We start from the raw sequence: 26,439 nt of genomic DNA, 5'->3' as shown, positions 1-26,439 counted from the left end.
GTCAACAACAGCCTTGAACACGCCTGATCCCGGCCGCGCGGCCGTGGAGCCCCCCCAACCGCATCGCATTCAACCCGGAGAACCGACATGCAGAAATTCGTTTTTCAAAAGAACGGCGAGACCCTCTCGCAGGACACGATCCGCCGCATGGAAGTGCGCCGCGCCAGGCACATGATGAGCCTGCTGATGGACAAGCTGGGCACGGAAGGCATGGCGAAGCTGTTCGCGAAGGAGCTGGAGGAGTCGGACGCGAAGAAGGAAGCGTGGGCCGCTGCCTCCAAGGGCGAGTGGGTCGAATCGAGGGCGACCGCGCTCGTGTCCGAAGGCAACAGCGCGGAATTCCTGGACTGGGTGCGAACCGGCTACAGCGGCGCCAACAGCATGGCCATGCAGCGCGCTCACCCCGACCATCTCGGCAAGCTGATGCTCGAGGGCGGGGTGATCGGCATCCTCGAAATCGCTGGCCATACCGCGATGCCCAGCCTGCTGCGATTGGAAGTCCTGCCGGACGACGCCGAGTTGCCGGTCCCCATGGACCCCGAGTTTCCCCACAGGTGGCTGGGCCGTGGCGTCTGCCGGAATGGGCAGACCTTTGCCTACATGGCGCATCAGCTGCGCGACAGGCCCTCCGGATTCGAAGCCCGGTTCATCGTCTGGTGGGGCGCCGCCGCGCCGCAGGCCCTCGTGTCCGGCCACGTGGACCACCTGATGGTCGAGTGGGCGAACTGGCTGCAGATGTATCTGGAGACGCGCAAGCAGCCGGCCGACCTGATGCCGCTCGCGCTCACGGTCAACACTTAAGTTGCTCACGCACTCGAAGGCCCCAAAAGAGCTAGCATGAACACGACCACCTCCCTGACCCGCCGCCACGCCCTCATTGCGACATGTGCGGCTCTGTCGCCGGCGCTCGGCCGGTCCCAGGCCGTGCTGCCTGACATGTTGCGGATGATCATGCCGTTTCCGCCGGGGAATGCCCTGGACGCTTCGGCCCGGTGGTTCGCGGAAGCCTATCGCACCGTCACCGGCCGCAATGCGATCGTCGAGAACAAGCCCGGGGCCGCGGCCACGATCGCGTCCGCCGAGGTGTCCCGCTCCAAGCCGGACGGATCGGTCGTCCTCTTCACGACAGCTGGTCACCTGACCACCGCCGTTCTCATGAAGAAGATCCCCTACGATCCCATCGATGGTTTCACTCCCGTCACGCCCGTCGCGGTGGGCGAGGGGTTCATCATGGTGACGAGGGCGGGCTCCCGTTTCAACAGCGTCCAGGACGTGCTCGACGCAGCGAAGAACGCACCGGGCAGGATCAGCTACGCATCGGCGGGCAACGGCAATTCGACCCATGTCGTGGGAGCGCTGTTCGCGAAGTCCGCCGGAGTGGACCTTCTGCACGTCCCCTACAGGGGCGACTTCATGACCGACCTCCTCTCCGGCGTCGTCGACCTCATGTTCGTCGGGACCGCCGTCGTGTGGCCATTCCTCGAGTCGAACAAACTCAAGGCGCTCGGGATCACGGGAAACAAGCGTGCGGCCTCGCTCCCCCAAGTCCCCACATTCGCAGAAATCGGGGTGAAGGACGTCGATCTGCCCTCGTACGTGACGATCCTGGCGCCGCCGAACGTGCCCCCGGCCATCCTGGCTGCGCTGCACGACGGCTTTTCCAGGACGCTGCGCGATCCTGCCCTGGTCGCGAAGCTCAAGAGCAATGGAATGGAGCCCTGGATCCTGCCGCCGGACCAATTCAAGACGCACATGCGAGGCGAACTTGCGCATCTGCAGCGCGTGCTCCCGCCTCTCGGCATCCAGATGGACCTCTGACGGCGACCGGCCCCGAAGTGAGTAAGACCAATCCGCTGGACGGGTTCTCCGTCGAGCGCGCGCAGATCGGCTACGTCGGCCGAGACTTGCAGCGTCCGGAGTGCATCCTGGCCGAGCCCGACGGCACGCTCTGGGTCGCAGACGCGCGCGGCGGCGTCACCCGCATCGCATCTGATGGATCGCAGCGCTTCATCGGGCAGAAGGCCGACGAGGGCTTCCAGGGTCACTCGGAGGCCACCACCCAGGACCACCAGGCGAAGTTCACGCAGGGCACGCTGCCGAATGGCCTGGCATTCGCGGCGAACGGGGACATCCTGATCTCGAACTTCGGAACGGATCTTCTCGAGGTGATGACGCGCGACGGTACCACCCGCACCCTGTACGACAGGATCGACGGGATGCCCATCGGGAAGGTCAACTTCGTGCTTCGGGACTCGCGCGACCGGATCTGGTTGACAGTCTCCACCCGTGTGAACCCATGGACAGCGGCCGTGACATCAAGGGTGCGCGACGGATATGTCGCCGTCGTGGAGCGAGGACGCCTGCACGTCGTTGCCGACGGCTTTCGCTTCACCAACGAAATTCGCCTCGACGCCCGCGAAGAGTGGCTGTACATCGTCGAGACGACCGGACCGTGCATCACGCGCATGCGGCTGGACGAGTCCAGGCCCGGCCGGGTCGCCCTTGTAAACCGCGAGACGTTCGGTCCCAGTCATCTCGGCGGGATGCCCGACGGCATTGCATTCGACGTGCACGGGAACCTCTGGTGCACCTTGATCATGACCGATCAGCTGATCGCGGTGACGCCGCAGGGAGACAAGCGGATCCTGCTGGACGATGGCGATTCGGTTGCGAGCGCACGACTGCTGGAGCGCATGGCCAACGGGACGCTCCGGGTGGAGGACATGCAGAGCGCACGGGGAACGATCGCCCCCTGGTTGGCCAGCATTACCTTCGGTGGCGCGGACCTGAGAACGGTCTACCTTGGAAGCCTGATGGGGACCCGGATCCCGTTTTTCCGCTCGCCGGTTCCCGGTCTGCCGATGGTCCATTGGAAGCAAGCGAGCAACGCAACCCGCAATGCGGCCCACGCAGCCTGACTCATTCGCGGCGATTCGCTGCCACACAGACCAGTGCCGGAGCCATCATCAGCTGCGCGATCACCGGGGCGGTCCATACGCCTTCCATGTCGCCCGTCTCCCTGTAACGCCGAGGACATCGCCCGGCAAAGCATAGATGCGGCGCGCGTCGGCGCCGCAATCGTGCACCTGCGTGCGCGCCAGGCGGCGCGCACTACGCGCGGGTCAGTTGCAAGCCACCGCCGGGGGTTTCGAACGAGTTCTCATCGTTCTTATTCACATTGCCTCCCGTCCATCAAGTACTCCTTGAGGCCGGGGATCGGGGCCTCATGGCGCCCATCGAGCGTTGTAATGTGCATGAAGTCTGTGCGCTCAGTCACGACACGCCGAACCCTGTGCTGGTCCACCACAGCGAACTGTGCCGTGACGCGGCTTTCTTTCCGGGTGCTCATTGACCCAGCCCCCGATAGCCATACAGAGCCTGCGCCAGCAGGCTGTTCATCGTGGGGAGTTCCGGCAGGCTGAGCAGGTTGTTGACCCCGGTAAAGTCCGGGACGGTCCGCAAGTACGCTCCACCGCTGAGCAATCCACCTTCGACGCGCTCGACAGGGATCCACACGCCACCTCGCCTACGACTTCTTCTCCCAGAACAGCGAGCCGGTCGACCTATCTCCGGGAATACCCGCAAGCAAAATCGCAAAATCTTGCCTACATTGCTTGTATGCAAGATCCTCTTTGTCTTGCATGCAACCATCACGGAGACAAGAAATGCCCCGTTTCGCCAAATCGCTCTTCGGTCAGGTGGTCATCGCGCTGGTACTCGGCGTGGCGGCGGGCCTGTTCTTCCCCGACTTCGCCGTGAAGCTCAAGCCGCTGGGCGACGGCTTCATCAAGCTGATCAAGATGATCATCCCGGTGCTGGTCTTCTGCGTGGTGGTGCACGGCATCGCCGGCGCGGGCGACCTCAAACGGGTGGGCCGGGTCGGCGTCAAGGCGCTGATCTACTTCGAGGTGCTGACCACCATCGCGCTGGCCCTGGGCCTGGTGCTGGCCTTCGTGTTCAAGCCCGGGGTGGGCATGAACGTGGACCCGCGCGCGCTCGACCCGGCGGCGATGAGCGCCTATGCGTCGAATGCCGACAAACTCACCAGCGGGGGCACGGTCGAGTTCCTGATGAAGCTGATCCCGACCACGGTGGTCAACGCGTTCGCTACCGGCGACGTGCTGCAGGTGCTGCTGTTCGCCGTGCTGTTCGGCTGCGCGCTGGCGCTGCTCGGCGACCTCGGCAAGCCGGTGGCGATGGTGGTGGACTCGCTGTCGCTGGTGCTCTTCAAGATCATGGGCATCATCATCAAGCTGGCGCCGCTGGGCGTGCTGGGCGCCATCGCCTTCACGGTGGGCAAGTACGGCATCGGCTCGCTCAAGCAGCTCGGCATGCTGGTGGTGCTGTTCTATGCCTCGGTGCTCGTCTTCGTGTTCGTGATCCTGGGCTTCGTGATGAGGCTCTCGGGCTTCAGCCTGATCAAGCTGCTGCGCTACCTGCGCGAAGAGCTCGCCATCGTCTTCGCCACCACCTCGTCGGACAGCGTGCTGCCCCAGATCATGGCCAAGCTGCGCCACATGGGCATCCGCGACTCGACGGTGGGCCTGGTGATCCCGACCGGCTACTCCTTCAACCTCGACGCCTTCTCGATCTACATCACGCTGGCGGCCGTCTTCATCGCGCAGGCGACCAACACGCCGATCTCGATGTCGGACCTGCTGGCCATCCTTGCGATCGCGCTGGTCACGTCCAAGGGCGCGCACGGCGTGCCGGGCTCGGCCATCGTGGTGCTGGCCGCGACACTGCATGCGATTCCCGCCATTCCCGCGATCGGGCTGGTGCTGGTGCTGTCGGTGGACTGGTTCATGGGCATCGCCCGCGCCCTGGGCAACCTGATCGGCAACTGCGTGGCCACCGTCGCGATCGCAGCCTGGGAAGGCGACATCGACCGCGAGCGTGCCCGTGCCGTGCTGGACGGCACCCACTCGCCGGAAGACCAGCCGCTGGCCGAGCCCGATTCGCCGGTTGCCGCAGCGCACGCGGCGCACGCTGCTCATCCGGCACACTAGCGCGCCATGAGCCGCACGGCCGCTCCGAAGGCGAATAGCACCGTAGCCGAAGGCGAAGGTACTCCAATGACTACCACCGATGTCACCCCCACCACCATTGCCGCACGCGTGGTCGAAGCCATCCTCGCCCAGAAGCTCGCGCCCGGCGAGCGCCTCGGCGAGCAGCAGCTGGCGGAGAATTTCGGGGTCAGCCGCACCATGGTGCGAGAGGCGCTGATGCAGCTGCAGGCGCGGGGCTTCGTCGAGGTGCAGTCGCGCCGCGGCTGGTATGTGGTGGAGCCCTCGGCCGAGGAGGCGCGCGATGCCTTCGCAGCGCGCCGCATCATCGAGGCGGGCATCCTGGCCGAGTCGGGTCGGCCGCTGTCGAAGGTGATCCGCAAGCTGCGCGAGCACATCGCCGACGAGAAGCGCGCCATCGCCGGCGCCGACGCCGCCACCCGCGCCTTCCTGCTGGCCGACTTCCACGTCTGCCTGGCCGATCAGATGGGCCATCGGCTGCTGTGCGACGTGCTGCGCGACCTCACGGCGCGCACCACGCTGGCGGCCACGCTGTTCCAGTCCACGCACGAGGCGGGACAGTCCTGCGCCGAGCATGCGGCCATCGTCGCCGCGCTCGAGGCGGGCGAGATGAAGCGCGCGCGCCAGCTGATGCTGGACCACATCGGCAATGTCGAGGAGGCGCTGGAAGCCGAGGTCGCCGCCAGCCCCGCTGCCGACGAGCGCCTGCGCGCCACGCTGGCGCCGGTGGCGCTGCCACGAGCCTCGCGCTGACCGCCAGCCTTGCCGCGCCGGCGGCGCCGGCACGGGCTGCCCGCTGACAGGCCCATGGCCCGGCCTCGGCTACAGTCGCCGGGCCATGAATTCACCCGATCTGCAGCGCACGGTCTTCCTCCTCCTGCTCGCGGCCGTGACGGCCGCCTTCTTCTGGATCCTGCTGCCCTTCTTCGGCGCGGTGCTCTGGGCCGTGGCGCTGGCCATCCTGTTTACCCCGCTCTACAGGCGGCTGCTCAAGCGCATGCCGGGGCGCCACAACCTGGCAGCGCTGGCCACCCTGGCGATCTGCCTGGTGATCGTGATCATCCCGCTGGCGATGGTGACGGTCTCGCTGGTGCAGGAGGCCTCGCTGGTGACGCAGCGCATCCGCACGGGCGAAATCAACTTTGCGCGCTACTTCCAGCAGGTCCTCGGCGCCATGCCGCAGTGGCTGCTCAACCTGCTCGACCGCTTCGGCCTGGGCAACGTGGAGGCGATGCTGTCCCGGATCGCGCAGGGCGCCGCCCAGACCGGCCAACTGGTCGCCACGCAGGCGCTCAATATCGGGCAGAACACCTTCGATTTCGTGGTGAGCTTCGCGCTGATGCTCTACATGCTGTTCTTCCTGCTGCGCGACGGCGCCGCGCTGTCGAAGCTCATCCGCGAGGCGCTGCCGATAGCGCGGCCACACACGCACTTCCTGCTCAACAAGTTCACGACCGTGATCCGCGCCACCGTCAAGGGCAACGTGGCGGTGGCCGCCGTGCAAGGCGCCCTGGGGGGGCTGGCCTTCTGGGTGCTGGGCGTGCAGGGCGCGCTGCTGTGGGCAGCGCTGATGGCCTTTCTCTCGCTGCTGCCCGCGGTCGGGGCGGCGCTGATCTGGCTGCCGGTGGCCATCTATTTCCTGGCGACCGGCCACGTCTGGGAAGGCGTCGCGTTGATCGTCTTCGGCGTGGTGGTGATCGGCCTCGTCGACAACGTGCTGCGCCCGATCCTGGTGGGCAAGGACACGCAGATGCCCGACTACATCGTGCTGATGTCCACGGTGGGCGGCATGGCGCTGTTCGGGGTGAACGGCTTCGTCATCGGGCCGGTGGTGGCGGCGCTTTTCATGGCGACCTGGGACCTGTTCGCTTCGTCGAACGAAGAGGCTGCGGGGCCGCCCTAGAACCGCCCTCCCCCGGATTCTCGGCGCTTCGCTCGCGCGACAAGGCGCTTCGCGCCGCGATCCCGCATCTCGTCGCATCGCGCTGGGCAGCGCGGCCTGCCTGCGCGATCGTCGGGGCCTCACTTTCCAAGAGGCCCTCATGAACAAGCTTCCCCTCCTCGCCGCCGCCCTGCTCGCCCCGCTGGGCGCGCTGGCGGCCGACCTGCATGTGAGCGTCGTCGACGGCCCTGCGGCACCGACACCGCTCTACGTGGCGCTCTACGACAGCGCCCAAGGCTACGAGAGCAACAAGACGGTGGCCGCGCAGATCGTGCAGGCCAGCGCCGGCGCGGCCAGGCTCTCCTTCCCCGGCCTGGCCCCAGGGCGCTACGCGCTGCGCGTGTTCGCCGACGAGAACGGCAACGGCAAGCTCGACACCAACCTGATGGGCCTGCCCACCGAGCGCTACGGCTTCTCCAACGATGCCAAGGGCGACCGCGGGGCACCGGGCTTCGACGCGGCGGCGCTCCAGCTGAATGCCGATCTCCAGACCGTGATCCACCTGCGCTGAGGCGAGCCATGCAACGACGCGAACTCCTGCGCCTGCTGGCCACGGCCGGCGCGACACCCCTCCTCGCTCCGCTGCTCGCCCACGCGGCCACGGCCGACGACTGGCAGTCCGACTTCGAAGCCTCCGACGCTCCGTGGAAGCTGGGCTTCGCCTCTGCGCCGGGCGACCTGCCGCTGGCGCCCGCCCAGGTGCGCGGGCGCTTTCCCGACGCAGTGGCCGGCACGCTCTACCGCATCGGCCCGGCCGGCCACGACCTGGGCGGCCAGCGCTACCACCACTGGTTCGACGGCGACGGCATGGTGCAGCGCCTCGTCATCGAGGGACGCCAGGTGCATCACCAGGGCCGCTACGTCGCCACGCCCAAGCGCGTGGCCGAGGTGCGCGCCGGCCGGCGGCTGACCGAGGCCTTCGGCACGGTGCCGCCGGGCGTCGAGCCGCCCACATCGGCCGACAGCATCAATGTCGCCAACACCAGCGTGCTGCCGCTGCAGGGCGAAGTGCTCGCCTTGTGGGAAGGTGGCTCCGCCACGCGCATCGACGCGCGCACGCTCGACACGCTGGGCCCGAAGACCTGGCGCGCCGACCTCGCAGGCATGCCCTTCTCGGCCCACCCCAAGGTGGACCCGGACGGCACGGTCTGGAACTTCGGCATCGGCAGCGCCCAGGCGCTGCTGGCGCTCTACGAGATCGGGCCCGAGGGCCGGTTGCGCCGCGCCGCCGCGGTGCCGGTGGCCGACCTGCCGATGGTCCACGACTTCGCCGTGACCGAGCGGCACCTGGTCTTCCTGATGCCGCCGCTGGTCTACGACAGCGAGGGCAAGCGACGGGCCGCTGGTACCAGCTTCCTCGATGCGCACGTGTGGCGGCCCGAGCTGGGCATGCGTGCCCTCGTCATCGACAAGAAGGACTGGGACAAGCGGCAGTTGCTGACGCTGCCGGCCGGCTTCCTGTTCCATGTGGGCAACGCATGGGAAGAGGCCACGCCGGGCGGCACGCGGATCCACATCGACTACGCGCGCTCGGAGGATGCGAGCTCGATCTTCACCACCAACCGCGAACTGATGCGCGGGCGCCTGGTGAGGAGCGCCGAACCCCGCCTGACCGTGGCCACCCTGGACCTCGGCACCGGCCGCGCCACGCAGAACGTCCTGGAACTCGAGGCGGAGTTCCCGCGCATCGATCCGCGCCGCGTGGGGCTGCGTCACCGCAGCGTGGTGCATGCGACGCAGCAGGTGAAGGGGCGGCCGGGCTTCGGCGCGATCGCGCGCACCGATGTCGAGACCGGCCGCTCGCAGCGCTTCGTGTACGGGCCGCAGGCGATGGTGGAGGAGCATGTCTTCGTGCCCGACGGCCGGCGGCCGGGCTGGGTTCTGGGAACCGTGCTCGACCTGGCGCGAGGGAAGACGGTGCTGTCCTGCTTCGAGGCTGACCGGCTGGGCGCGGGGCCGGTGGCGCAGGCGGTCCTGCCCCGCGCCTTGCCGCTGGGGTTGCACGGGGCATTCGTGGCGGCTTAAGGGGAATGAACTGCCTCGAATTCGTCCCGAAGCAACCTGTCTTGTTCCAGCAGTGTGCAGATCGATGCGGCTCTTGGCCGAGTGAAGTTGCCTCCTTTTCAAGGACACATCATGGCCCCGAACTCCACCAGGATCGCGTTCTTCAACTCGTCCTTTGGTTTCTCCTCAATAGAGGCCCGCCACGCGGTCGATTCGGATGTTGCCGTTCGGGCCGACTTGGTTGGTGGTGGTCGTGGTGCGGATGTTGACGTCGCGGCCGCCTGAACGACAGGCTGTCTCGCGCATCGTTGGTCCCGCCGATGTCTCGCTAGGAGTTCAGCTTGCTCTTGACCAGCATCTTGAACGCTTCCCACTTTGTAAGGTGACGCGGCTCACCTGTGAACGGCGGTTCAGGTGGAGCGCCGATCGTTGCCGCCAAGTCGGGCAGGAGGCGCGACACGTCGGGCGCTGTGACCTGTTCGGGGCGAAGAAGATCGCCCGGATAATGAGGGTGTCCTACGCAGAGGCTGTCGTCCAGGCCGAACGCTTTCACGGCAGCCACCGCCTCGACGCACCAGTAGCCGAAGTACGCACCCCTCATTGGCTTGTGGTACTCATACCAATAAGGGACCCGAGAGGAATACGCTTGCGTGCGCCTTCCCGACTTCACGGCGCCAGCCAGTTCCTTGTACCAGAGTCCGACAAACTCGCTAAGCTTGAGCGCCTGCATGTTGGACGATGCGTCGATCGCCTCCAAAAGTCCTTGGTATGGCTTGGGGTAAATCAGCGCGTGGCCAATCTTGCGTTGCGGCGATCTGGTGGCAATGATTCGGTCCAACAGCCGGTCCTCGCCATCATTGCCGCACAGGGAAACTAGCCGCCGCCACTGCGACTCTGAGATATCTAGTGCAAGCGCCAAACCAATCAACCAAAAGCAGTCGATGTACTGATCGATGTTGACGGACCATGTTTGCCGCTTGTACTTCTGTTCTGGCGTCCAAACGCCCTTACCTAGACGTTCCGACTCTTCCCAAAAGAGAAGTAGCGGGTCGAAGTATTGGGCCAAGTCGGAGGTTGGGTCGCCACGAGAATAGCGGTAATACATCACCTTCGCGTGCATGAAGGCTAAGTCTCGAACATACTGCGGCCGATATGCTGGGTTCTTTGAGGGCTCGGAGATCCGTTGGATGCTGTCCGAAATGGATGATTCAAAGAACTTGATCCATTGATCCAAGTAGCCAGCTGTGGTCAGCGCATCTCTAGTCATCTTGAGCTACCTTGTTGGTGAAGCCCTCGAAGTTGTCGCCGATCGCATTGGCACCTTGCGCGGCAACGGTGTCCAGTAGCGCAGTCCTCAGACCGTCCCTCAGGTTCTCCTCGAAGCTGCCGCCATTGATGGCCGTGTCGATCACGGCTCGGGCCGCGCCTGCCGTGAGGTTCTGCCTGAGCTGCGTCATGAAGGGCTGCGCTCCGCCTCCCGTTGTCGGCAAGCCCGTCGGATCGAGGTTCAGCCCCGCCAGCACCCCGCCCGTGGCGATGGCTGTCAGCAGGCTCTTGACGCTGGCGCTGGACCCCAGGTCGTTCAGCGCCCCACCGATATCGCCCCGGTTGTTGATCAACGCCACGCTCGCCTGGCTCGCCAGCGCGGTGACGCCGGCCGTGACCGCGCCCCCGGCGACTGTGCCGGCTGTCCCACCCACGGCCGTGCCGGCACTGGCGCCAAGGCCCGATGCCGCTCCGGCCGTGAAGTACGCCACCGCCAGCGTCACGATGGCCGCGCCCTCGGGCGTGAGGCCCTGCTGCTTGTAGTCCCAGTTGCGGTGCGCCTCCTCGACCCTGGCCCAGTCGACCTTGCCGCTGAGATTGGGATCGGCGTTGAGCTGCTCGATCCAGCCCATGCCCGGCTGCCTGGCGAGCTGGTCGAGGCTGTCCCTCGCGCCCAGCCCGGCCTGTACCCGATGGGCGTCGACCGCCAGCGTGCCGACATTGAACAGGTTGTAGTGCGTGGTCTCGTCGCTGCTGCCGCGCGATGCCTGCTGCTGCCACGAGAAGTCCTTGCGCTGGCTGCCGGTCTCCAGCGTGGCCACCGTGCTCTGGGTGTCCAGGGACAGGGTCCCGGCGTTCGGGTTCAGGGTGCCGGGGGTGTCGATGGTGGTGCCGGCGATGTGCAGGTCACCCCCTTTGCCATCCGCTCCGGTGGCGCTGATGCTGACGTTGGCGCCGTTCAGCGTCGTGCGCGCGAGGGTGGTGGTCTCGGCGTTTAGCGTGTCCGCGCTCTTCGCCCCCAGGCCATGCCCCAGGTCGTGCAGGCCCAGGGGGCCGAAGTCGCCGCCACGCTGGCGCTGCTCCCCGCTGACTTGGCTGCGGTTCGTGGCCCCGACGATATTGACCTCGCTGCCTTCGATGGCAATGTCCTTGGCAACTGCGACCTGCACGCCCTGCAGGTTCACTGCCCCGCCCCGCAGCAGGACGCCGCCCTGGCTGCTGGTGAGGGTGCTCGCCGCGGCGGTGTCGGTCTTGACGTCGATGCCGGTGCCGGATGCCCGGTTCTGCATGAAGACCGGGTCCTTGATCGGACTGGAGCGCTTCCTGTCGAAGTCGGCGCTGGCGCTGCTGGTGTTGCGCCCCTCGACGATGTTGAGCAGGCGCCCGGCATCGAGCATCACGCCCTGCGTGCCGCTCACATGCGAGCCTTCGGTGCTGATGGCGTTCTTCGCACCCATCCAATCCAGCGCCGTCGATGCTCACGGTGCCGCCGCGCACCACGTAGCCGTCCAGGCCGCCTGCCGCATCGAGCTGCGGGGTGCCGGTGGTCAGGGTTGCGCGGCTGGCGTTGATGAAGGTGGCGCCATCGACGGCGATGCCCGCAGGGTTGGCCACGATGACCTCGGCGCGCTGGCCGCCGACCTCGATCGCGCCGCGCAGTTGCGTGGGGTTGCCGCTGACCACCTCGTTGAGGATGATCCGCGCCGGCCCGTTGGCCAGCCACGGATTGGCCTGCACCCAGCCACCCAGCTGGGTCTGCGCATCGGTGCGGCTGTTGTTGAGGATGACGCCGCGCGGCTGGACGTCGAACTGGTGGTAGAGGTTGCGCGAGACGCCCGCAGCCGAAGGAGTCTGGATGTTGACGAGAGGAACCCCATTGGGCGCCACCAGCACCGTGGGCCTGAGGCCCGGTGCAACACCGGGTGCGCCGACGATCTGCGCCTGCGCCGCCATGGCAACCAGCAGGCTCGCCAGCGCACTCCCGATACGGGCGGAAGTGGCGCCGCTGGCTCTGCCCGCGCTGCGCGCCGTTTCTTGCACGACCATGCGCATGCCGCGCGCAGCGTTGAAGACGATCCTGTGAAGGTGCTTGTTCAAGTTCTTGGCCTCCCCGCGTCCGGGGAAGGCCAAGTCATGGCTTCAGCTTTGCGGCCCTCGCTCCCGTCGAGGGGCCGGATTCTGGGCCGATCGGCCCAAATCAAATCTGATCTTTTGTCTCTGAAATGTGTCCTGGTTGATCAGTGCGCTTCGACATTTGCGACCGGGCGCATGCTGCTTTCAATGACAAATGCCCCGAACGCCGAGGCGTGCATCAGTTGCAATCTTGTCCAAGGCGTGGCTCCCAGTCGGTTCAATCGGGGCTCAGGGATACCACCTAGATCTTTGGCGCTACATATATTGGTGGACGACACTCAGAATGGTGGCTGTATAACCTCTAAGTTCTCCTTTCTTGGGGGTTGGATATGCCAACTGCCTCGCCGCCGTTTCCCCGGGCTTCGGGCTTCAGGTGGATGGCCCTGTGGGCGCCACTGGTGATCACGGCATGCGGCGGCGGCGGCAGCGACGGTGGTGTAGCGACTACGGGTTTGGCCGGCTCCGCGGCCGGCACCACCGATACCTCCGCACCCGCCCCGGCCCCCGCCCCCACCCCCGGGAATGATGAAGGCGGGATGGCTCCGACTGTCGCCGCAGCAGCGGCCAGCATGGCCGATCCCTCCTCGCCCGCCACTACCACCGATGCCGACGCCAAGACCTCGCTCGTCAGGGCACGCAAGGCCGTCAAGACGCCCGAGGACATCGCCCGGCAGCGCGAACTGGAGCGGGACCGCCCCGCCCCTGTCGACCGCGGTCCGGGCGTCGCCGGTCCGCCCACGACGACAACGAGCGCCATCACGAGTGCAGCCGCCGCGGCGGCCGCCGACGCCGTGGCGCCCGACACCGGCGGCCAGTGGGCGGCACCTATCACCTGGCCCATCAATGCCATCCACGCCGTGCTGACGCCCGACGGCAAGGTCATGAGCTACGGCACCGACCCGAGCGGCGCCCAGGGAGCCCAGCTTTACTACGACGTCTGGACGCCGACCACCAACGCCCACAGCCTGCTGCAGCACAGCGTGCGCACCGACCTCTTCTGCACCGCCCAGACCGTGCTGCCGGCCGGGCAGGTGCTGATGGCGGGTGGCGACACGCGCGGGATTACGCCCAACCAAGTCAACGGCGGCGTGGCCGACGTCAACTTCTACGATCCGGCCTCCTCCACCATCACCGCGGGGCCGCCGATGGCCTATGCGCGCTGGTACGGCACTGCGGTTCCGCTGGCCGACGGCCGGGCGCTGATGCTGGCAGGCATCGACGGCGGCGGCGCCGGCTCCGGCGTGCCGGAGATCTACACGCCGGGCCAGGGCTGGCGCACGCTCTCGGCCATCCCCAACTGGCCGGGCGACTGGTTCTATCCCCGCGCCGTGCTGGCGCCGAACGGCCGCGTGGTCGTGGCCAGCAGCAACCAGATGTTCAGTATCAACACCGAAGCGCCCACCATGGGACCGATCGGCACGCTGCCGAAGTTCCTCAATTGGGTGCTGCCCTGGGCGATGTTCGACCGCGGCAAGATGCTGATGGTGGCCGACGACGGCAGCGCGGTGGTGGTCGACATCAACGGGCGCACGCCGGTCGTCAGCACCGTCGCGGGCCCCGGCCCCAACCGCGAATGGGGCACGGCCACCGTGCTGGCCGACGGCAAGGTGCTGGTCACCGGCGGCTCGGCCCAGGACAACGAGCTGGTCGACACCGCGTTCACGGCCCTCCTCTGGAACCCGGCCACGGGCCAGTGGACGACCGGCAACGCGGCGCAGAAGGCCCGGCTCTACCACTCCACGGCGATGCTGCTGCCCGATGCCACGGTGCTCTCTGTCGGCGGCGGCTCGCCCGGGCCGGTGCTGAACCTCAACGCCGAGATCTATTCGCCGCCCTACCTGTTCGACAGCAGCGGCCAGCGCGCGGCGCGCCCGATCATCAACACGGCCCCGGCCCAGCTGACCCTCGGCAGCGACTTCCAGATCAGCGTCGTGTCGCCGCTGTCGATCCAGCGCGTCACGCTGGTGCGCACCGGCGCGGTGACGCATTCGACCGACTTCGGCCAACGCTTTCTCAACCTTCCCTTCACCCAGGCCGCCGGGAGCTCGACGGTCAACATCACCCTCAACGAGAGCCCGAACATCCTGCCCGCCGGCTACTACATGCTGTTCGCGATCGACAGCGCCGGCGTGCCCTCCGTCGCGAAGATCCTGAAGGTGCAGGGCGGCTGGACGAAGGTGGCCGACCAGGGCCACACCTTCACGCTGCCGGCTTCCACCGTCGTGCAGTTCGGGCAGGGCGGCAACTGGGCCCACAAGACGGTCACGGGCAACGTGAGCTGCAGGAGCGAGTTCTTCGGGATGAATCCGGCGCCGAACGTCGCCAAGACTTGCCATGTGCTGGCGCCCAAGGCCGGCGGCGTGACGGCGGGCAGCCAGGTAACGACTGCCGACCGCACCGTGGCCGCGCAAGGCGCTGCCTTCAGCACGACGAGCTCGACCGTGGTCAGCTACGGCGTCGACTCGCGCTGGGTCGACAAGGTCGTGACGGGTACAGGCACCTGCAACACAACCTTCTTCGGCACCGATCCCGCGCCGGGTGTGACCAAGTCCTGCGTGGCGGACACGGGGACTGCGGCACCGCCTGCGCCGGCGCCGGCGCCGGCGCCGGCGCCCGCACCCGCACCCGCACCCGCACCGGCTCCTGCACCCGCACCTGTACCGTCCGGCGCGACGCTGGCCGTCGAAGGCGGCACCTTCACGGTGTCGAGCTCGACCCTGGTGGCCTATGGCGCCGACACGCGCTGGGTACAGAAGGCGGTAGTCGGCACGGTGCCATGTACCAACGAGTTCTTCGGCACCGACCCGGCGCCCTTCGTGGTGAAGTCCTGCAGGCTGGCGACCGCGCCTGCACCCGCACCTGCGCCTGCCCCTGCCCCTGCGCCCGCACCCGCGCCTGCCCCTGCGCCCGCACCCGCGCCTGCCCCTGCGCCTGCCCCTGCGCCTGCCCCTGCGCCCGCACCTGCGCCTGCCCCTGCACCGGCCCCTGCACCTGCACCTGCACCTGCACCTGCACCGGCCCCTGCACCTGCACCTGCACCGGCACCGGCACCGGCACCGGCACCGGCACCGGCACCGGCACCGGCACCTGCACCTGCGCCTGCACCTGCACCTGCACCTGCGCCGCCGCCGTCCGGAGCGATGCTGGCCGTCGAAGGGGGCACCTTTACGGTGTCGAGTCCGACCCTGGTGGCCTACGGCGCTGACACACGCTGGGTGCAGAAGACGGTTAGCGGCACGGTACCCTGCACCAATGCCTACTTCGGCACCGACCCGGCACCGTTCGTGGTGAAGTCCTGCAGGCTGGCGTCCGCACCAGCACCAGCACCAGCACCAGCACCAGCACCAGCGCCTGCACCAGCACCTGCACCAGCGCCCGCACCCGCACCCGCACCCGCACCTGCCCCAGCGCCTGCACCCGCCCCAGCACCTGCACCTGCCCCAGCGCCTGCACCTGCCCCAGCGCCTGCTCCCGTCCCAGCGCCGCCGCCCTCGGGCGCATTCCTGGCCAACGAGGGACAAAGCTTCACCGTGTCGGCGCCGACCGTGGTGCGGTATGGCGCCGACACGCGCTGGGTGCAGAAGACGGTCAATGGGACGGTCCCTTGCACCAACGCGTTTTTCGGCACCGACCCGGCGCCCTTTGTCGTCAAATCGTGCCGCGTTGCCTGAGCCAGGCCTTCAGAGGTCGAAGCGTGCGCCCTGCGCCAGCCGCAGGGCGCGCTCTCCATCAAGCATCCGGGACGGCACGCGGCACCGGATCGAAGTAGGTGAAGAGGTTCGGAATCGGCAGGGCCAGGTTCGAGTACGAGAAGGACACGCTGACGTCCAGCGCACGCACCTGATGCCACCAGGCCAGCGGCAGGAACATCGTCTCGCCCGGCCAGACCACGACTTCAAGTACGCGCACGCCTGCGAACAGGGGAAACTGCCTCAGGTCGACCGCGTCCAGGTCGATGGGGCTGAAGACCCCGTTCGTGTTGTACAGGCGTGGCCCCTGCAAGGGCGAGATGAGGCGCCAGCGCTTGCGCCCGACAACCTGCGTGTGGAACAGCATCAGCGTGTCGTGGTGCAAGGGGGTCACGGTGCCGGCCGGCCCGAACCAGAAGGACGACCGCTCGGCCAGTTCCGCGCGAATGCAACACGGCGGCAGGCTGCCGATGTCCTCCAGCAGAGGAGCGAAGTCGGGCCGCCGCAATGCTTCGTTGTTGGCGGTGAGGTAGTAGTCGTTGGTTTCGCCGCCGCCCAGCACCTGGTCGACGAAATCGCCCAGGCGAACGTTCCGCCGGTGCGACGCCTTGTCTTCCTCGTAGCGTGGATTCGCCTGGCGTTCGGCCTGGACCTCGACATCGAGATGGCCGAAGCGCTCTTTCAGATAGTCTGGCGACCATCGCTGCATCGCAGGCCAGTCCCGCGTATGGCCCGTGAGCACCAGCGGCCGGCAGCCTCGCACATAGCGCTCGATGAACTCCTCCTCGCTGACCGACACGCGCTTGTCCACGATGCTGTACATCGGGTCGATCTCCCAGAGCAGCTGCAGGTTGGCCAGCGTGGACTCGAGCTTGCGCAGTTGCTGCGCCCGGCCCTCGGCCGCGACGTAGACGGCGTTGCCGGGCACCAGTTCAATCAGCTCCGCGCTGGCTTGCGGGTCGAGGCCGGCAGCGATCATGGAGGCCAGGACCGATTCCGGCGTGCAGCCGCGCAGCAACTGTTCAGCGGCCCATCGCAGCCATTCGGGCGTCAGGGGTGCGCCCGCTGGCACCGGCGGTGCCTTCTCTGACTGGCTCCCGGGCGGGCGCGGCGGAGCAGGCGGCATCGATGGATTCATGAGGAAATCTCCTGCGCACTGTGCGCCTGCGATTGTGTGCCGAACCCGCGACTTCCTGCTGTGCGCAGCGGCTTCGACGCCGTGGGTCGGTAACGCAGCGGCGACATCGGCGGGCACATCGCCCGGCCGGTACTCCTCAAGTTCCAGCCCGGGCTGCCGATAGAGCTCTACGGGGCTTCGGCCGAGGACCTTCGCGTTCCCCGCCGGGGCGGCGAGGCGTTCCGGCGCTGCCGCATTCATCGCTTCCCCCATTCGCCCGGAGTTCATCGTGCTACTAGACAATCTTTCCATCGGCAAGCGCCTGGCCATCGTGCTCGGCCTCATCCTCGCCCTCTTCCTGGCCAGCAGCGCAGTCTCGGCGCTCAAGCTGCAGCAGCTGGGCGGGGAGATCACCCAAATGACCGAACAGAAGGTCAAGACCGAGCGCGCCGCGTCCGACTGGCTGCGCCACACCACCTCGGGCGTGCAGCGCGCCGCGGCCATCGCCAAGAGCAGCGACACCGCGCTGATCGCCTACTTCGCGCCGCACACTGCAGCGGCCATCAAGGACACCAACGAGCTGCAGAAGTTCATCGAGTCGCAGATGACCGCGCCCGAGGAGCGCGAGTTGTTCGAGAAGGTCGGCGAGCTGCGCAAAGGCTACCTGGCCGCGCGCGAGGAGGTGAGCCGCCTCAAGCTGGCCGGCGACCTCGAGGGCGCGGGCCGGGTCTTCGATGCGCGCTTCGAGCCGACCTCGGTCGCCTACCTCGCGGGCGTGAAGCAGATGGTCGATCTGCAGCGCGCCGGCCTCGACGCCGCGGCACAGCGCGCGGAGGCCCTGCGGGTCCAGACCACGATGATGCTGGTCGTCTGCTCCGCGCTGTCGCTCGTCGTCGGCACGATGCTGGCCTGGTACCTGGCGCGCAGCATCACGCGCCCGCTGCGCCTGGCGCAAAGCGCCGCCGGCGCCATCGCCGACATGGACCTGAGCGGCCGGCCGCAGGCCCGCTATGCCGGTGATGAGACCGGCCGGCTGCTGCAGGCCATCGACCGCATGCGGGGCGCGCTGCAGCACGCGCTGCAGCAGGTGCAGGGCGTGGTGGTCAATGTCTCGTCGGGCAGCACGCAGATTGCCGTTGGCAATCAGGATCTCTCGTCGCGCACCGAGGAGCAGGCCAGTTCGCTGGAACAGACGGCCGCGTCGATGGAAGAGCTGACCTCCACCGTCAAGCAGAACGCGGACAACGCGCGGCAGGCGAACCAACTGGCGCTCTCGGCCTCCGAAGTGGCGGTGAAGGGCGGGAGCGTGGTCGGCCAGGTGGTGGACACCATGGCCTCGATCCACGCCTCGTCCAAGAAGATCGTGGACATCATCGGCGTGATCGACGGCATCGCCTTCCAGACCAACATCCTCGCGCTCAACGCTGCGGTGGAAGCGGCGCGGGCCGGCGAGCAGGGCCGGGGCTTCGCGGTGGTGGCGTCCGAGGTGCGCAACCTCGCGCAGCGCTCGGCTGCAGCCGCCAAGGAAATCAAGGGCCTGATCGACGACTCGGTGGGCAAGGTCGACGCCGGCACCGCGCTGGTGGGCGAAGCCGGCAAGACGATGGAAGAAATCGTCGGCAGCATCCGCCGCGTGACCGACATCGTGGGCGAGATCAGCGCGGCGAGCCACGAGCAGACGCAGGGCATCGAGCAGATCAACCAGGCGATCACGCAGATGGACCAGGTGACGCAGCAGAACGCGGCGCTGGTGGAAGAGGCGGCGGCCGCGGCAAGCTCGCTGCAGGACCAGGCGGGCAAGCTGTCGGAGGTGGTGGGCGTGTTCAGGCTGGATGAGCAGCAGCGGGCGCTCGCCGCGGCCTGACGGCATCACCAGTCCGTTGCCTCGGCGACGATCCGCGTGACCGACCGACGGCCCCCGCGGATCAGCCCTGCCACCACCCCTCGCCGAAGCGCCCCTGCAAGAAGGCCACGAAGCCCGACACCTTTCCCGGCACCAGCTTCGGCGACGGAAAGACCGCATGGATTTCCTGCTCCGGCAGCGCATGGCCCGGCAGCACCTCCATCACCCGCCCCGCCGCCAGCGAGTCGCTCGCCACGTAGCGCGGCATCAGCGCGATGCCCAGCCCCTCGCGCGCCGCGGCCAGCACCGCAGAGAGGTTGTTGGAGCGCAGGCGGCCGGTGACCGGCACCGTCACCGGCTCACCCTTGGGCGTGCGCATGCGCCAGACATCATCGCCCACGACGCTGCTGTAGATCAGCGCGACATGGGCGCTGAGGTCCTGCGCGCGCTTCGGCGTGCCGTGCTTCTTCAGGTAGGCCGGCGCCGCCACGATCACCCACGGGTTCATGCCGAGGAAGCGAGCGCCCAGCGAGGAATCGGCGAGCTTGCCCATCCGCACCGCGACGTCGATGCCCTGCGCGATCAGGTCCACGTAGCGGTCCTCGAAGCTCAGGTCCACCTGCACCTGCGGATGGCGCGCCATGTACTCCAGCGCCAGCGGCACCACCACGCGCCGGCCGAAGGCGACCGAGGTGCCGATGCGCAGCAGGCCCTGGGCCTGGGAGTCGCGACGGCGCACGACGTGCTCGGCCTCCTCCGCCTCGCGCACGATGTTCTTGCACTTGTCGTAGTAGAGCGATCCCGCCTCGGTGAGGCTCACGCCGCGCGTGTTGCGGTTGAGCAGCCGCACCTTCAACCGGGCCTCGGTGGCCGCGACCTGCTTGGTCACGGTGGGCTGGGTGGTGTTGAACTCGCGTGCGGCCTTGGAGAAGCTGCCGGTCTCCACCACGCGAACGAACATCTCCATGGCAAGCAGTCGGTCCATCCTGCTCATCGTAGCCCAGTTATTCCGGCACGGAATAGCTTTTATGGTCCCGCGCCGCCTTCTGCCGGAAGCCTCGAATTCCTAAAGTGCAGGCATCCCAAGGAGACTTCACATGGCAAAGATGACCGCGGCCCAGGCCGCCGTTCTGGTGATGGAAAAAGAAGGTGTCACGCAGGCCTTCGGCGTGCCCGGCGCCGCCATCAATCCGCTCTACTCGGCCCTGCGCAAGCACGGCAGCATCGCCCACATCCTGGCGCGCCACGTAGAGGGCGCCTCGCACATGGCCGAGGGCTACACCCGCGCGGTGGCCGGGAACATCGGCGTTTGCATCGGCACCTCGGGGCCGGCCGGCACCGACATGATCACCGGGTTGTACTCGGCCTGGGCGGACTCGATTCCGATCCTCTGCATCACGGGCCAGGCGCCGCGCGCCCGCCTCTACAAGGAAGACTTCCAGGCAGTGGACATCGAGTCGATCTCCAAGCCGGTCACCAAGTGGTCGGTCACGGTGCGCGAGCCGGGCCAGGTACCGCAGGTGTTCCAGCAGGCCTTCCACCTGATGCGCTCGGGCCGCCCGGGCCCGGTGCTGATCGACCTGCCCTTCGACGTGCAAATGGCGCAGATCGAGTTCGACATCGACACCTACCAGCCGCTCACGCCCTACAAGCCGGCCGCAACGCGCGCCCAGATCGACAAGGCCATCGCCATGCTGAATGCAGCCGAGCGCCCGCTGATCGTGGCCGGCGGCGGCATCATCAACGCCGATGCGTGCGACCTGCTGGTGCGCTTCGCCGAGGCGACCGGCGTGCCGGTGATCCCCACGCTGATGGGCTGGGGCGCGATCCCCGACAACCACCCGCTGATGGCCGGCATGTGCGGCCTGCAGACCAGCCACCGCTACGGCAACGCGACGATGCTCGCTTCCGATTTCGTGCTGGGCATCGGCAACCGCTGGGCCAACCGCCACACCGGCTCGGTCGAGGTCTACACCAAGGGCCGCACCTTCGTGCACGTGGACATCGAGCCCACTCAGATCGGCCGGGTGTTCACGCCCGACTTCGGCATCGTCTCGGACGCGAAGGCGGCCTTGCAGCTCTTCGTCGAGGTGGCCGAGGAAATGAAGGCCGCGGGCCGGATGCCGAGTCGCCGCGAATGGGCCGGCGAGTGCCTGGAGCGCAAGAAGACGATGCTGCGCAAGACCAACTTCGAGGACGTGCCGATGAAGCCGCAGCGCGTCTACCAGTGCATGAACCGCAACTTCGACAACGACACCTGCTACGTGAGCACCATCGGGCTCTCGCAGATCGCGGCCGCGCAGTTCCTGCACGTCTACAACCCGCGGCATTGGATCAACTGCGGCCAGGCCGGCCCGCTGGGCTGGACCATTCCCGCCGCGCTCGGCGTGCGTGCCGCCGACCCGTCGCGCAAGATCGTCGCGCTCTCGGGCGACTACGACTTCCAGTTCATGATCGAGGAGCTGGCCGTGGGCGCGCAGTTCAAGCTGCCGTACATCCACATCGTGGTCAACAACTCCTACCTGGGCCTGATCCGCCAGGCGCAGCGCGGCTTCGAGATGGACTACTGCGTGCAGCTGGGCTTCGAGAACATCAACGCCACCGAGCAGAGCGGTATCGAGCGCGACTACGGCGTCGATCACCTGAAGGTGGTCGAGGGCCTGGGCTGCAAGGCGCTGCGCGTCTACAAGCAGGAGGAGATGAAGCCCGCCATCCAGCGCGCCGAGCAGTTGATGGCCGAGTTCGGCGTGCCGGTGGTCATCGAGGTGATGCTGGAGCGCGTGACCAACATCGCGATGGGCACCGAGATCGACGCCATCAACGAGTTCGAGGCGCTGGCCGAGAACCCCGAGGACGCACCGACCGCCGTTGCCGCGGCGATGCTGGATTGATTCAGAGGAGACCCACGAGATGCCGCGCTTCGCCGCCAACCTGACGATGCTGTTCACCGAGCTGCCCTTCATGCAGCGCTTCGAAGCCGCCGCCAAGGCCGGCTTCAAGGCTGTCGAATACCTGTTCCCCTACCCCTTCGACAAGAAGGAGCTCGCCGCCGCGTTGCGCGCCAACGGCCTGCAGCAGGTGCTGCACAACCTGCCCGCGGGCAACTGGGAGGGGGGCGAGCGCGGCATCGCCTGCCACCCCGACCGCGTGGGCGAGTTCCGCGAGGGTGTGGGCATGGCCATCGACTACGCGACGGCGCTGGGCTGCCCCAAGCTCAACTGCCTGCTGGGCAAGCTGCCACCGGGCGTGAGCGCGCAGGAGGCACGGCAGGTTGCGGTGGAGAACCTGCGCTTCGCCGCCCGCGAACTGCAGAGCGCCGGGATCATGCTGCTGATCGAGCCGGTCAACCACTTCGACATTCCCGGCTTCTTCCTCACTCGCACCGACCAGGCGCTGTCGATCATCGACGAGGTGGGTTCGGCCAACCTGCTGCTGCAGTACGACATCTACCACGCACAGCGCATGGAAGGCGAGCTGGCCGCCACGATCACCAAGAACATGGCCCGCATCGGCCATATCCAGCTGGCCGACAACCCGGGGCGCGGCGAGCCCGGCACGGGGGAGATCAACTACCCGTGGCTCTTCAAGCACATCGATGGCGCCGGCTACACCGGCTGGATCGGCTGCGAATACAAGCCGAAGAGCGACACCTTCGACGGGCTCGGATGGCGCACCGCCCTCACCCAGTAACGCCAATAACGACAGACAGACAAGACAAGGAATTCATCGCATGTCCACCACGACATCCCAAAAGATCGGTTTCATCGGCCTCGGCATCATGGGCGCGCCCATGGCGGGGCATTTGCTCGACGCAGGCCACACGCTCTTCGTCAACACGCACGGGCCGGTGCCCGAGCCCCTCGGCTCGCGCGCCATCGTGTGCAGCTCGGCTGCCGATGTGACGAAGCAGGCCGACGTGATCTTCATCATGGTCCCCGACACGCCCGATGTGGAGAAGGTGCTGTTCGGCGAGAACGGCGTGGCCTCGGCCTTGACCAAGGGCAAAACGGTGGTGGACTGCAGCTCCATCGATCCGATCGCGACCAAGGGCTTCGCGAAGCGCATCGAGGAACTGGGGTGCGGCTATGTCGATGCGCCGGTCTCGGGCGGCGAGGTGGGCGCCAAGGCGGCCAGCCTGACCATCATGTGCGGCGGCGACGAAGGCGTCTTCGGACGCGTGCGGCCTCTGCTCGAGAAGATGGGCAAGAACGTCACGCTGGTCGGCACCGCGGGCGACGGCCAAGTGTGCAAGGTGGCCAACCAGATCATCGTGGCGCTGAACATCGCGGCCGTGGGCGAGGCACTGGTCTTCGCCAGCAAGGCCGGTGCGGACCCGGCCAAGGTGCGCCAGGCGCTGATGGGCGGCTTCGCCTCTTCGCGCATCCTCGAGGTGCACGGCGAGCGGATGATCAAGCGCACCTTCGCGCCGGGCTTCCGAATCTCGCTGCACCAGAAGGATCTGAACCTTGCGATGCAGAGCGCTCGCTCGCTGGGTGTCGCGCTGCCGCAGACCGCCGGTGCGGCGCAGCTCATGAATGCGTGCGCGGCGCTGGGCCATGGGCAGGATGATCATTCGGCCCTCGTTCTGGCATTGGAGGCCTTGGCACAGCATCCTGTGGCGCGCGAGGGCTGAGCAGAGCGCGGGCAGGTGCGGCCGCGTGCGAGAAGGTCGCGACAAAGCGCGACAAAGTTGCGACAAATTTTGACCGTGTTGCGCATCGCGGTTAGACACGGCCTTCCCCAATCAATCAAGAAGGCCCTCGATGCATCGCAGCTCCAGCTCCACCAGCAGTTCCCACTCCTACAGCACCAATACACCACCCAAAGCGCCACCCGAGACGCCACGAACAGAACCGCAAGGCGGCGGCCGTTCGATGGATGAGATTCCGGCAAGGCGCGAAATCCCTACACTCACAATCCCCATCGCGGAGATCAAGGAGACATTTGACAAACGCATGGCCGCCACAGAGCGTGGTCTGGTCAGACAGTCGGCGTTGCCGCACATCAATCGCATCGCCACAAAGGACCTGCCCCGCGCCCTCCGTAGAGTGCAGCGGAGCTTGCCTCAGCAGGACATCCGGGCGCTGAACGCGATCACCACCTATGCAGAGGGCCTGATCGTCGATCCCGCGGGCCACGACGCGCCAGAACTTTCAGACGACGACGACGAGTTGTCCGCCGATGTCCGGCACCTTGTGAAATGCATGCAGCCGGCGGTGGCGAACCATGAAGGACAGGGGGCCGACGCCAGGCAGGAACGGCGCTGCCTGCTGATCGACTGTCTCGGCGCGGTCGCGCGCAATGACTTCCGCAGCGATGCCGGCCGATTGGCCGCCAATACGGCCAATGTGATGGCGCGTACCTTCTTGTTCGTGCTTCTGGCCAAACTCATTCAAGATGCCGTCGCCTTCGAGGTAGCCAAAGCCGAAGCGCTCGGCGGCCAGGAAGGCTCGCTGCGCATTGCGGGTATCCTGGCTCTCACCCTTGCCCCGGCACTCAACGTTCTGGGTGGCATCCTCTCCGGCGTTCTGGGCACCGCCAACCCAACGAGCGTCATTTCGCGCCTGTGGCTGGGCATGCTGTACCTCGGCCTGCTGCTGGCCTGCTACGAGACCGACGTGCTGGCCAGGTTGGCCTTGAAGTTTTCGCCTGTGGCTTTCTACTGCCTCGCTCGCGATGGCTTGAACTTCTGGGTCACTTTAAACGACAACGTCGAATCCGTTTCAACGCTCGGTGTAGTCACATCTGGAGGCCTCTACGGCTTGCTCAATGCGTTTGCGGGAGTGTTCATAGGCAAAACACTGCCGACCGCCGGCGCCGGTGCCCTCCCTCGCACAGGCAATGAAACCGAGAGGATGATGCCGGAACATCTTGCAGCCCTCCAGACCGCTGTCCTGGATCTTCCCGCCTCCGTGGGAAACGCCATGACGTGGGCCGCTGTCGAGGTTGGGGACGAGGTGATCCTGCCGACCATCCTGAGGTGGATCCAGACCTGGAAATACCGGAAAAAGGAAGCGCCCAACATGCAAGAGGAGGCCGCGCACTCCGGGTACATCGGCGAGCTGACCGATGTGGCCAAGGAGCTGCTGAAGACACCTCGCCAGGAACGCCGGCAAAAGATCGACGCGAAGAACCTCGAGTTGTACCAACGAGAGTTCAAGCGCATGAAGAATCTCGGAAAGGATCAGCTTGACGAGGCGCACCAGCACTACCTGGAGAGTCTTCGCAAGGCGCTTCGGGTGTATCAACAGACAAAAAATTTGACGCACATGTGGGGGGCATTGAGCAAAGACCCGAACTGCTATGACGCGGAGCAGTTAGCGCGCGTGAAAGACATCGAGAAAGAGCTCGGCGTCTACAAGAAGGCACGTGAGCTGGATCGACTGAAAAGTCTCGCGGTGGGTCGAATCGACAAGGAGCAAAGCCGAGACTTGGCAGAACTCCAAAAAGAAGTTGATCAGTACGCGGAAAAATGGCAAGAGCTGCAGCGTGCAGACCCGAGCGGGCTGAGCGCAGAAGAAAAGGAGTTGCTGAAGCTTCTGGTGCGCGAATTCATCAGTGACACCGCGCTGAAGCCCGCAAGACTGCCTCCGATATCCACTCTGCAATCCAATGTGAAGACACCGGACTTCACTCGTTTTGCCCAGATGATCAGGAACACATGCCGATTGCACGGTGGTTTGACGTCGAAGGAACGCGAGGCCATCGTGGAAGAGCTATACACGTACGAGTTCGTGAGAATTTATCTCCCAGGCTCGAAGCTCACCTCCGTCGAGCAGGACGTGATGGCCTCGATTGCCAGTGACAAACCGACAATTCTTCCATCCGAGCTTCTGAAGCAACTGAACGAGGACGTTGCCGAGAAGAGGCGCCAGGACACCGAAGGGGTTCGCATTGGACTTGGGTTTCTGCCCGCCAATGTGAGTTCAGTCATGGAGGCGGTCGAGCGCTTGTGCAGACAACTGCTCGTCACCGATGCCGCCCGGCAAAGCGCGAACGGCTCCGTCCACGCTCTCCTGGTCCTCATGACTGCCTTGATGGGGGACAGGATCAAGGACAACGACGAAAACACTCAGCTGACGATCTGGAACCTGGTGGCCGGGTTCGGCATCTTCATTGTCTACTGGGCGCTGATCCTGAAGCACAGTGAAGACGCACGAGGAGGTGGGGTCTACCGACCGGGAGCCGAAAGAACCCTTCCCCCTCTTCGAGAGCCCCAAACGCCTCAAGATCTCTACACACCGAGAACCGAAAGGTACGAGCCCGACGACCGACAAATCAGCGAAACGGATTCCGATTCCGTAGCCTCATCGGGATTCGAGACCGAACCGGACGAAGACATCGAACTCGCGCCGCACTCGATCCGCCGGGTATGGGCGGAATGAGCCATCTGGCTTCTGGTGTGCGCCGGACTTGGC

General features: G+C 66.6%; 20 protein-coding genes and 1 pseudogene. 15 read left to right on the top strand and 6 right to left on the bottom strand.

The window, feature by feature from the left end; all coding sequences use genetic code 11:
* The first annotated feature begins 87 nt into the window (after positions 1-87).
* The 3 genes from E5P3_RS11265 to E5P3_RS11255 all read left to right on the top strand — a co-directional run bounded on the left by E5P3_RS11265 (position 88) and on the right by E5P3_RS11255 (position 2,918).
* Positions 88-801 (top strand): hypothetical protein, encoded by a 714-nt coding sequence (locus tag E5P3_RS11265; protein ID WP_232073088.1) that lies wholly within the window; start codon positions 88-90, stop codon positions 799-801.
* A 36-nt stretch (positions 802-837) separates the two neighbouring features.
* Positions 838-1,818 (top strand): Bug family tripartite tricarboxylate transporter substrate binding protein, encoded by a 981-nt coding sequence (locus tag E5P3_RS11260; protein ID WP_162586048.1) that lies wholly within the window; start codon positions 838-840, stop codon positions 1,816-1,818.
* A gap of 86 nt (positions 1,819-1,904) precedes the next feature.
* Positions 1,905-2,918, top strand: a complete 1,014-nt coding sequence (locus tag E5P3_RS11255; protein WP_232073086.1) for an SMP-30/gluconolactonase/LRE family protein — start codon at positions 1,905-1,907, stop codon at positions 2,916-2,918.
* Between the two features lie 427 nt (positions 2,919-3,345).
* On the opposite strand, the gene E5P3_RS11250 is transcribed toward E5P3_RS11255, so the two are convergent.
* Positions 3,346-3,516: a DUF3892 domain-containing protein gene (locus E5P3_RS11250; RefSeq protein ID WP_162584103.1), complete on the bottom strand. Its 171-nt coding sequence runs from the start codon at positions 3,514-3,516 to the stop codon at positions 3,346-3,348.
* 149 nt (positions 3,517-3,665) lie between these two features.
* On the opposite strand from E5P3_RS11250, the gene E5P3_RS11245 reads away from it, so the two are divergent.
* The 6 genes from E5P3_RS11245 (at position 3,666) to E5P3_RS11220 (ending at position 9,258) form a co-directional block, all read left to right on the top strand.
* Positions 3,666-5,009, top strand: a complete 1,344-nt coding sequence (locus E5P3_RS11245) for a C4-dicarboxylate transporter DctA (protein ID WP_162586046.1) — start codon at positions 3,666-3,668, stop codon at positions 5,007-5,009.
* 66 nt (positions 5,010-5,075) lie between these two features.
* Entirely contained in the window at positions 5,076-5,780 is a 705-nt protein-coding gene (locus E5P3_RS11240) for a GntR family transcriptional regulator (protein WP_162586045.1), read from the top strand.
* 85 nt (positions 5,781-5,865) lie between these two features.
* On the top strand, positions 5,866-6,930 hold the full coding sequence (locus tag E5P3_RS11235) for an AI-2E family transporter (protein ID WP_162586044.1): 1,065 nt from the start codon (positions 5,866-5,868) through the stop codon (positions 6,928-6,930).
* Between the two features lie 139 nt (positions 6,931-7,069).
* Positions 7,070-7,480 carry a DUF2141 domain-containing protein gene (locus tag E5P3_RS11230; RefSeq protein ID WP_162586043.1) on the top strand — a complete coding sequence of 137 codons (411 nt, stop codon included), beginning with the start codon at positions 7,070-7,072 and terminating at the stop codon, positions 7,478-7,480.
* A gap of 8 nt (positions 7,481-7,488) precedes the next feature.
* Positions 7,489-8,994 (top strand): carotenoid oxygenase family protein, encoded by a 1,506-nt coding sequence (locus tag E5P3_RS11225; RefSeq protein WP_162586042.1) that lies wholly within the window; start codon positions 7,489-7,491, stop codon positions 8,992-8,994.
* A 111-nt stretch (positions 8,995-9,105) separates the two neighbouring features.
* A complete protein-coding gene (locus E5P3_RS11220) occupies positions 9,106-9,258 on the top strand; it encodes a hypothetical protein (RefSeq protein WP_162586041.1) in 153 nt (50 codons plus the stop codon).
* A 43-nt stretch (positions 9,259-9,301) separates the two neighbouring features.
* Here E5P3_RS11220 and E5P3_RS11215 read toward each other — a convergent pair whose 3' ends face one another.
* The 3 genes and pseudogenes from E5P3_RS11215 to E5P3_RS11205 form a co-directional block, all read right to left on the bottom strand.
* Positions 9,302-10,240 carry a PoNi-like cognate immunity protein gene (locus tag E5P3_RS11215; protein ID WP_162586040.1) on the bottom strand — a complete coding sequence of 313 codons (939 nt, stop codon included), beginning with the start codon at positions 10,238-10,240 and terminating at the stop codon, positions 9,302-9,304.
* Positions 10,233-10,871: a DUF637 domain-containing protein gene (locus E5P3_RS36460; RefSeq protein ID WP_232073460.1), complete on the bottom strand. Its 639-nt coding sequence runs from the start codon at positions 10,869-10,871 to the stop codon at positions 10,233-10,235. Before E5P3_RS36460 ends, E5P3_RS11215 begins: the two co-directional genes overlap by 8 nt.
* 823 nt (positions 10,872-11,694) lie before the next feature.
* Positions 11,695-12,336: pseudogene (locus tag E5P3_RS11205) on the bottom strand (two-partner secretion domain-containing protein); the annotation flags it as partial.
* 572 nt (positions 12,337-12,908) lie between these two features.
* Here E5P3_RS11205 and E5P3_RS36130 point away from each other — a divergent pair.
* On the top strand, positions 12,909-16,043 hold the full coding sequence (locus E5P3_RS36130) for a galactose oxidase early set domain-containing protein (protein ID WP_162586038.1): 3,135 nt from the start codon (positions 12,909-12,911) through the stop codon (positions 16,041-16,043).
* Between the two features lie 58 nt (positions 16,044-16,101).
* On the opposite strand, the gene E5P3_RS11195 is transcribed toward E5P3_RS36130, so the two are convergent.
* Positions 16,102-17,199, bottom strand: a complete 1,098-nt coding sequence (locus E5P3_RS11195; protein WP_162586037.1) for a cupin-like domain-containing protein — start codon at positions 17,197-17,199, stop codon at positions 16,102-16,104.
* Between the two features lie 268 nt (positions 17,200-17,467).
* Between E5P3_RS11195 and E5P3_RS11190 the strand changes: the two genes are divergently transcribed.
* Positions 17,468-19,042, top strand: coding sequence for a methyl-accepting chemotaxis protein (locus E5P3_RS11190; protein ID WP_162586036.1), 1,575 nt, complete (start codon positions 17,468-17,470; stop codon positions 19,040-19,042).
* Positions 19,043-19,103: 61 nt separating this feature from the next.
* Here the strand turns inward: E5P3_RS11190 and E5P3_RS11185 are convergent, their stop codons facing one another.
* A complete protein-coding gene (locus tag E5P3_RS11185; protein WP_162586035.1) occupies positions 19,104-20,006 on the bottom strand; it encodes a LysR family transcriptional regulator in 903 nt (300 codons plus the stop codon).
* Positions 20,007-20,118: 112 nt separating this feature from the next.
* Here E5P3_RS11185 and gcl point away from each other — a divergent pair, with 112 nt between their 5' ends.
* From gcl to E5P3_RS11165, 4 genes are all read left to right on the top strand, one after another.
* On the top strand, positions 20,119-21,912 hold the full coding sequence (gene gcl / locus E5P3_RS11180) for a glyoxylate carboligase (RefSeq protein ID WP_162586034.1): 1,794 nt from the start codon (positions 20,119-20,121) through the stop codon (positions 21,910-21,912).
* A gap of 19 nt (positions 21,913-21,931) precedes the next feature.
* Positions 21,932-22,711: a hydroxypyruvate isomerase gene (gene hyi / locus E5P3_RS11175; protein ID WP_162586033.1), complete on the top strand. Its 780-nt coding sequence runs from the start codon at positions 21,932-21,934 to the stop codon at positions 22,709-22,711.
* 40 nt (positions 22,712-22,751) lie between these two features.
* Complete coding sequence (locus E5P3_RS11170) at positions 22,752-23,654, top strand: 2-hydroxy-3-oxopropionate reductase (RefSeq protein WP_162586032.1); 903 nt, start codon at positions 22,752-22,754, stop codon at positions 23,652-23,654.
* Positions 23,655-23,784: 130 nt separating this feature from the next.
* Complete coding sequence (locus tag E5P3_RS11165; protein WP_162586031.1) at positions 23,785-26,406, top strand: hypothetical protein; 2,622 nt, start codon at positions 23,785-23,787, stop codon at positions 26,404-26,406.
* The last annotated feature ends 33 nt before the right edge of the window (positions 26,407-26,439 follow it).

The organism is Variovorax sp. RA8 (assembly GCF_901827175.1).
Taxonomy (GTDB): domain Bacteria; phylum Pseudomonadota; class Gammaproteobacteria; order Burkholderiales; family Burkholderiaceae_C; genus Variovorax.
This window is presented reverse-complemented; position numbering and strand designations above follow the sequence as displayed.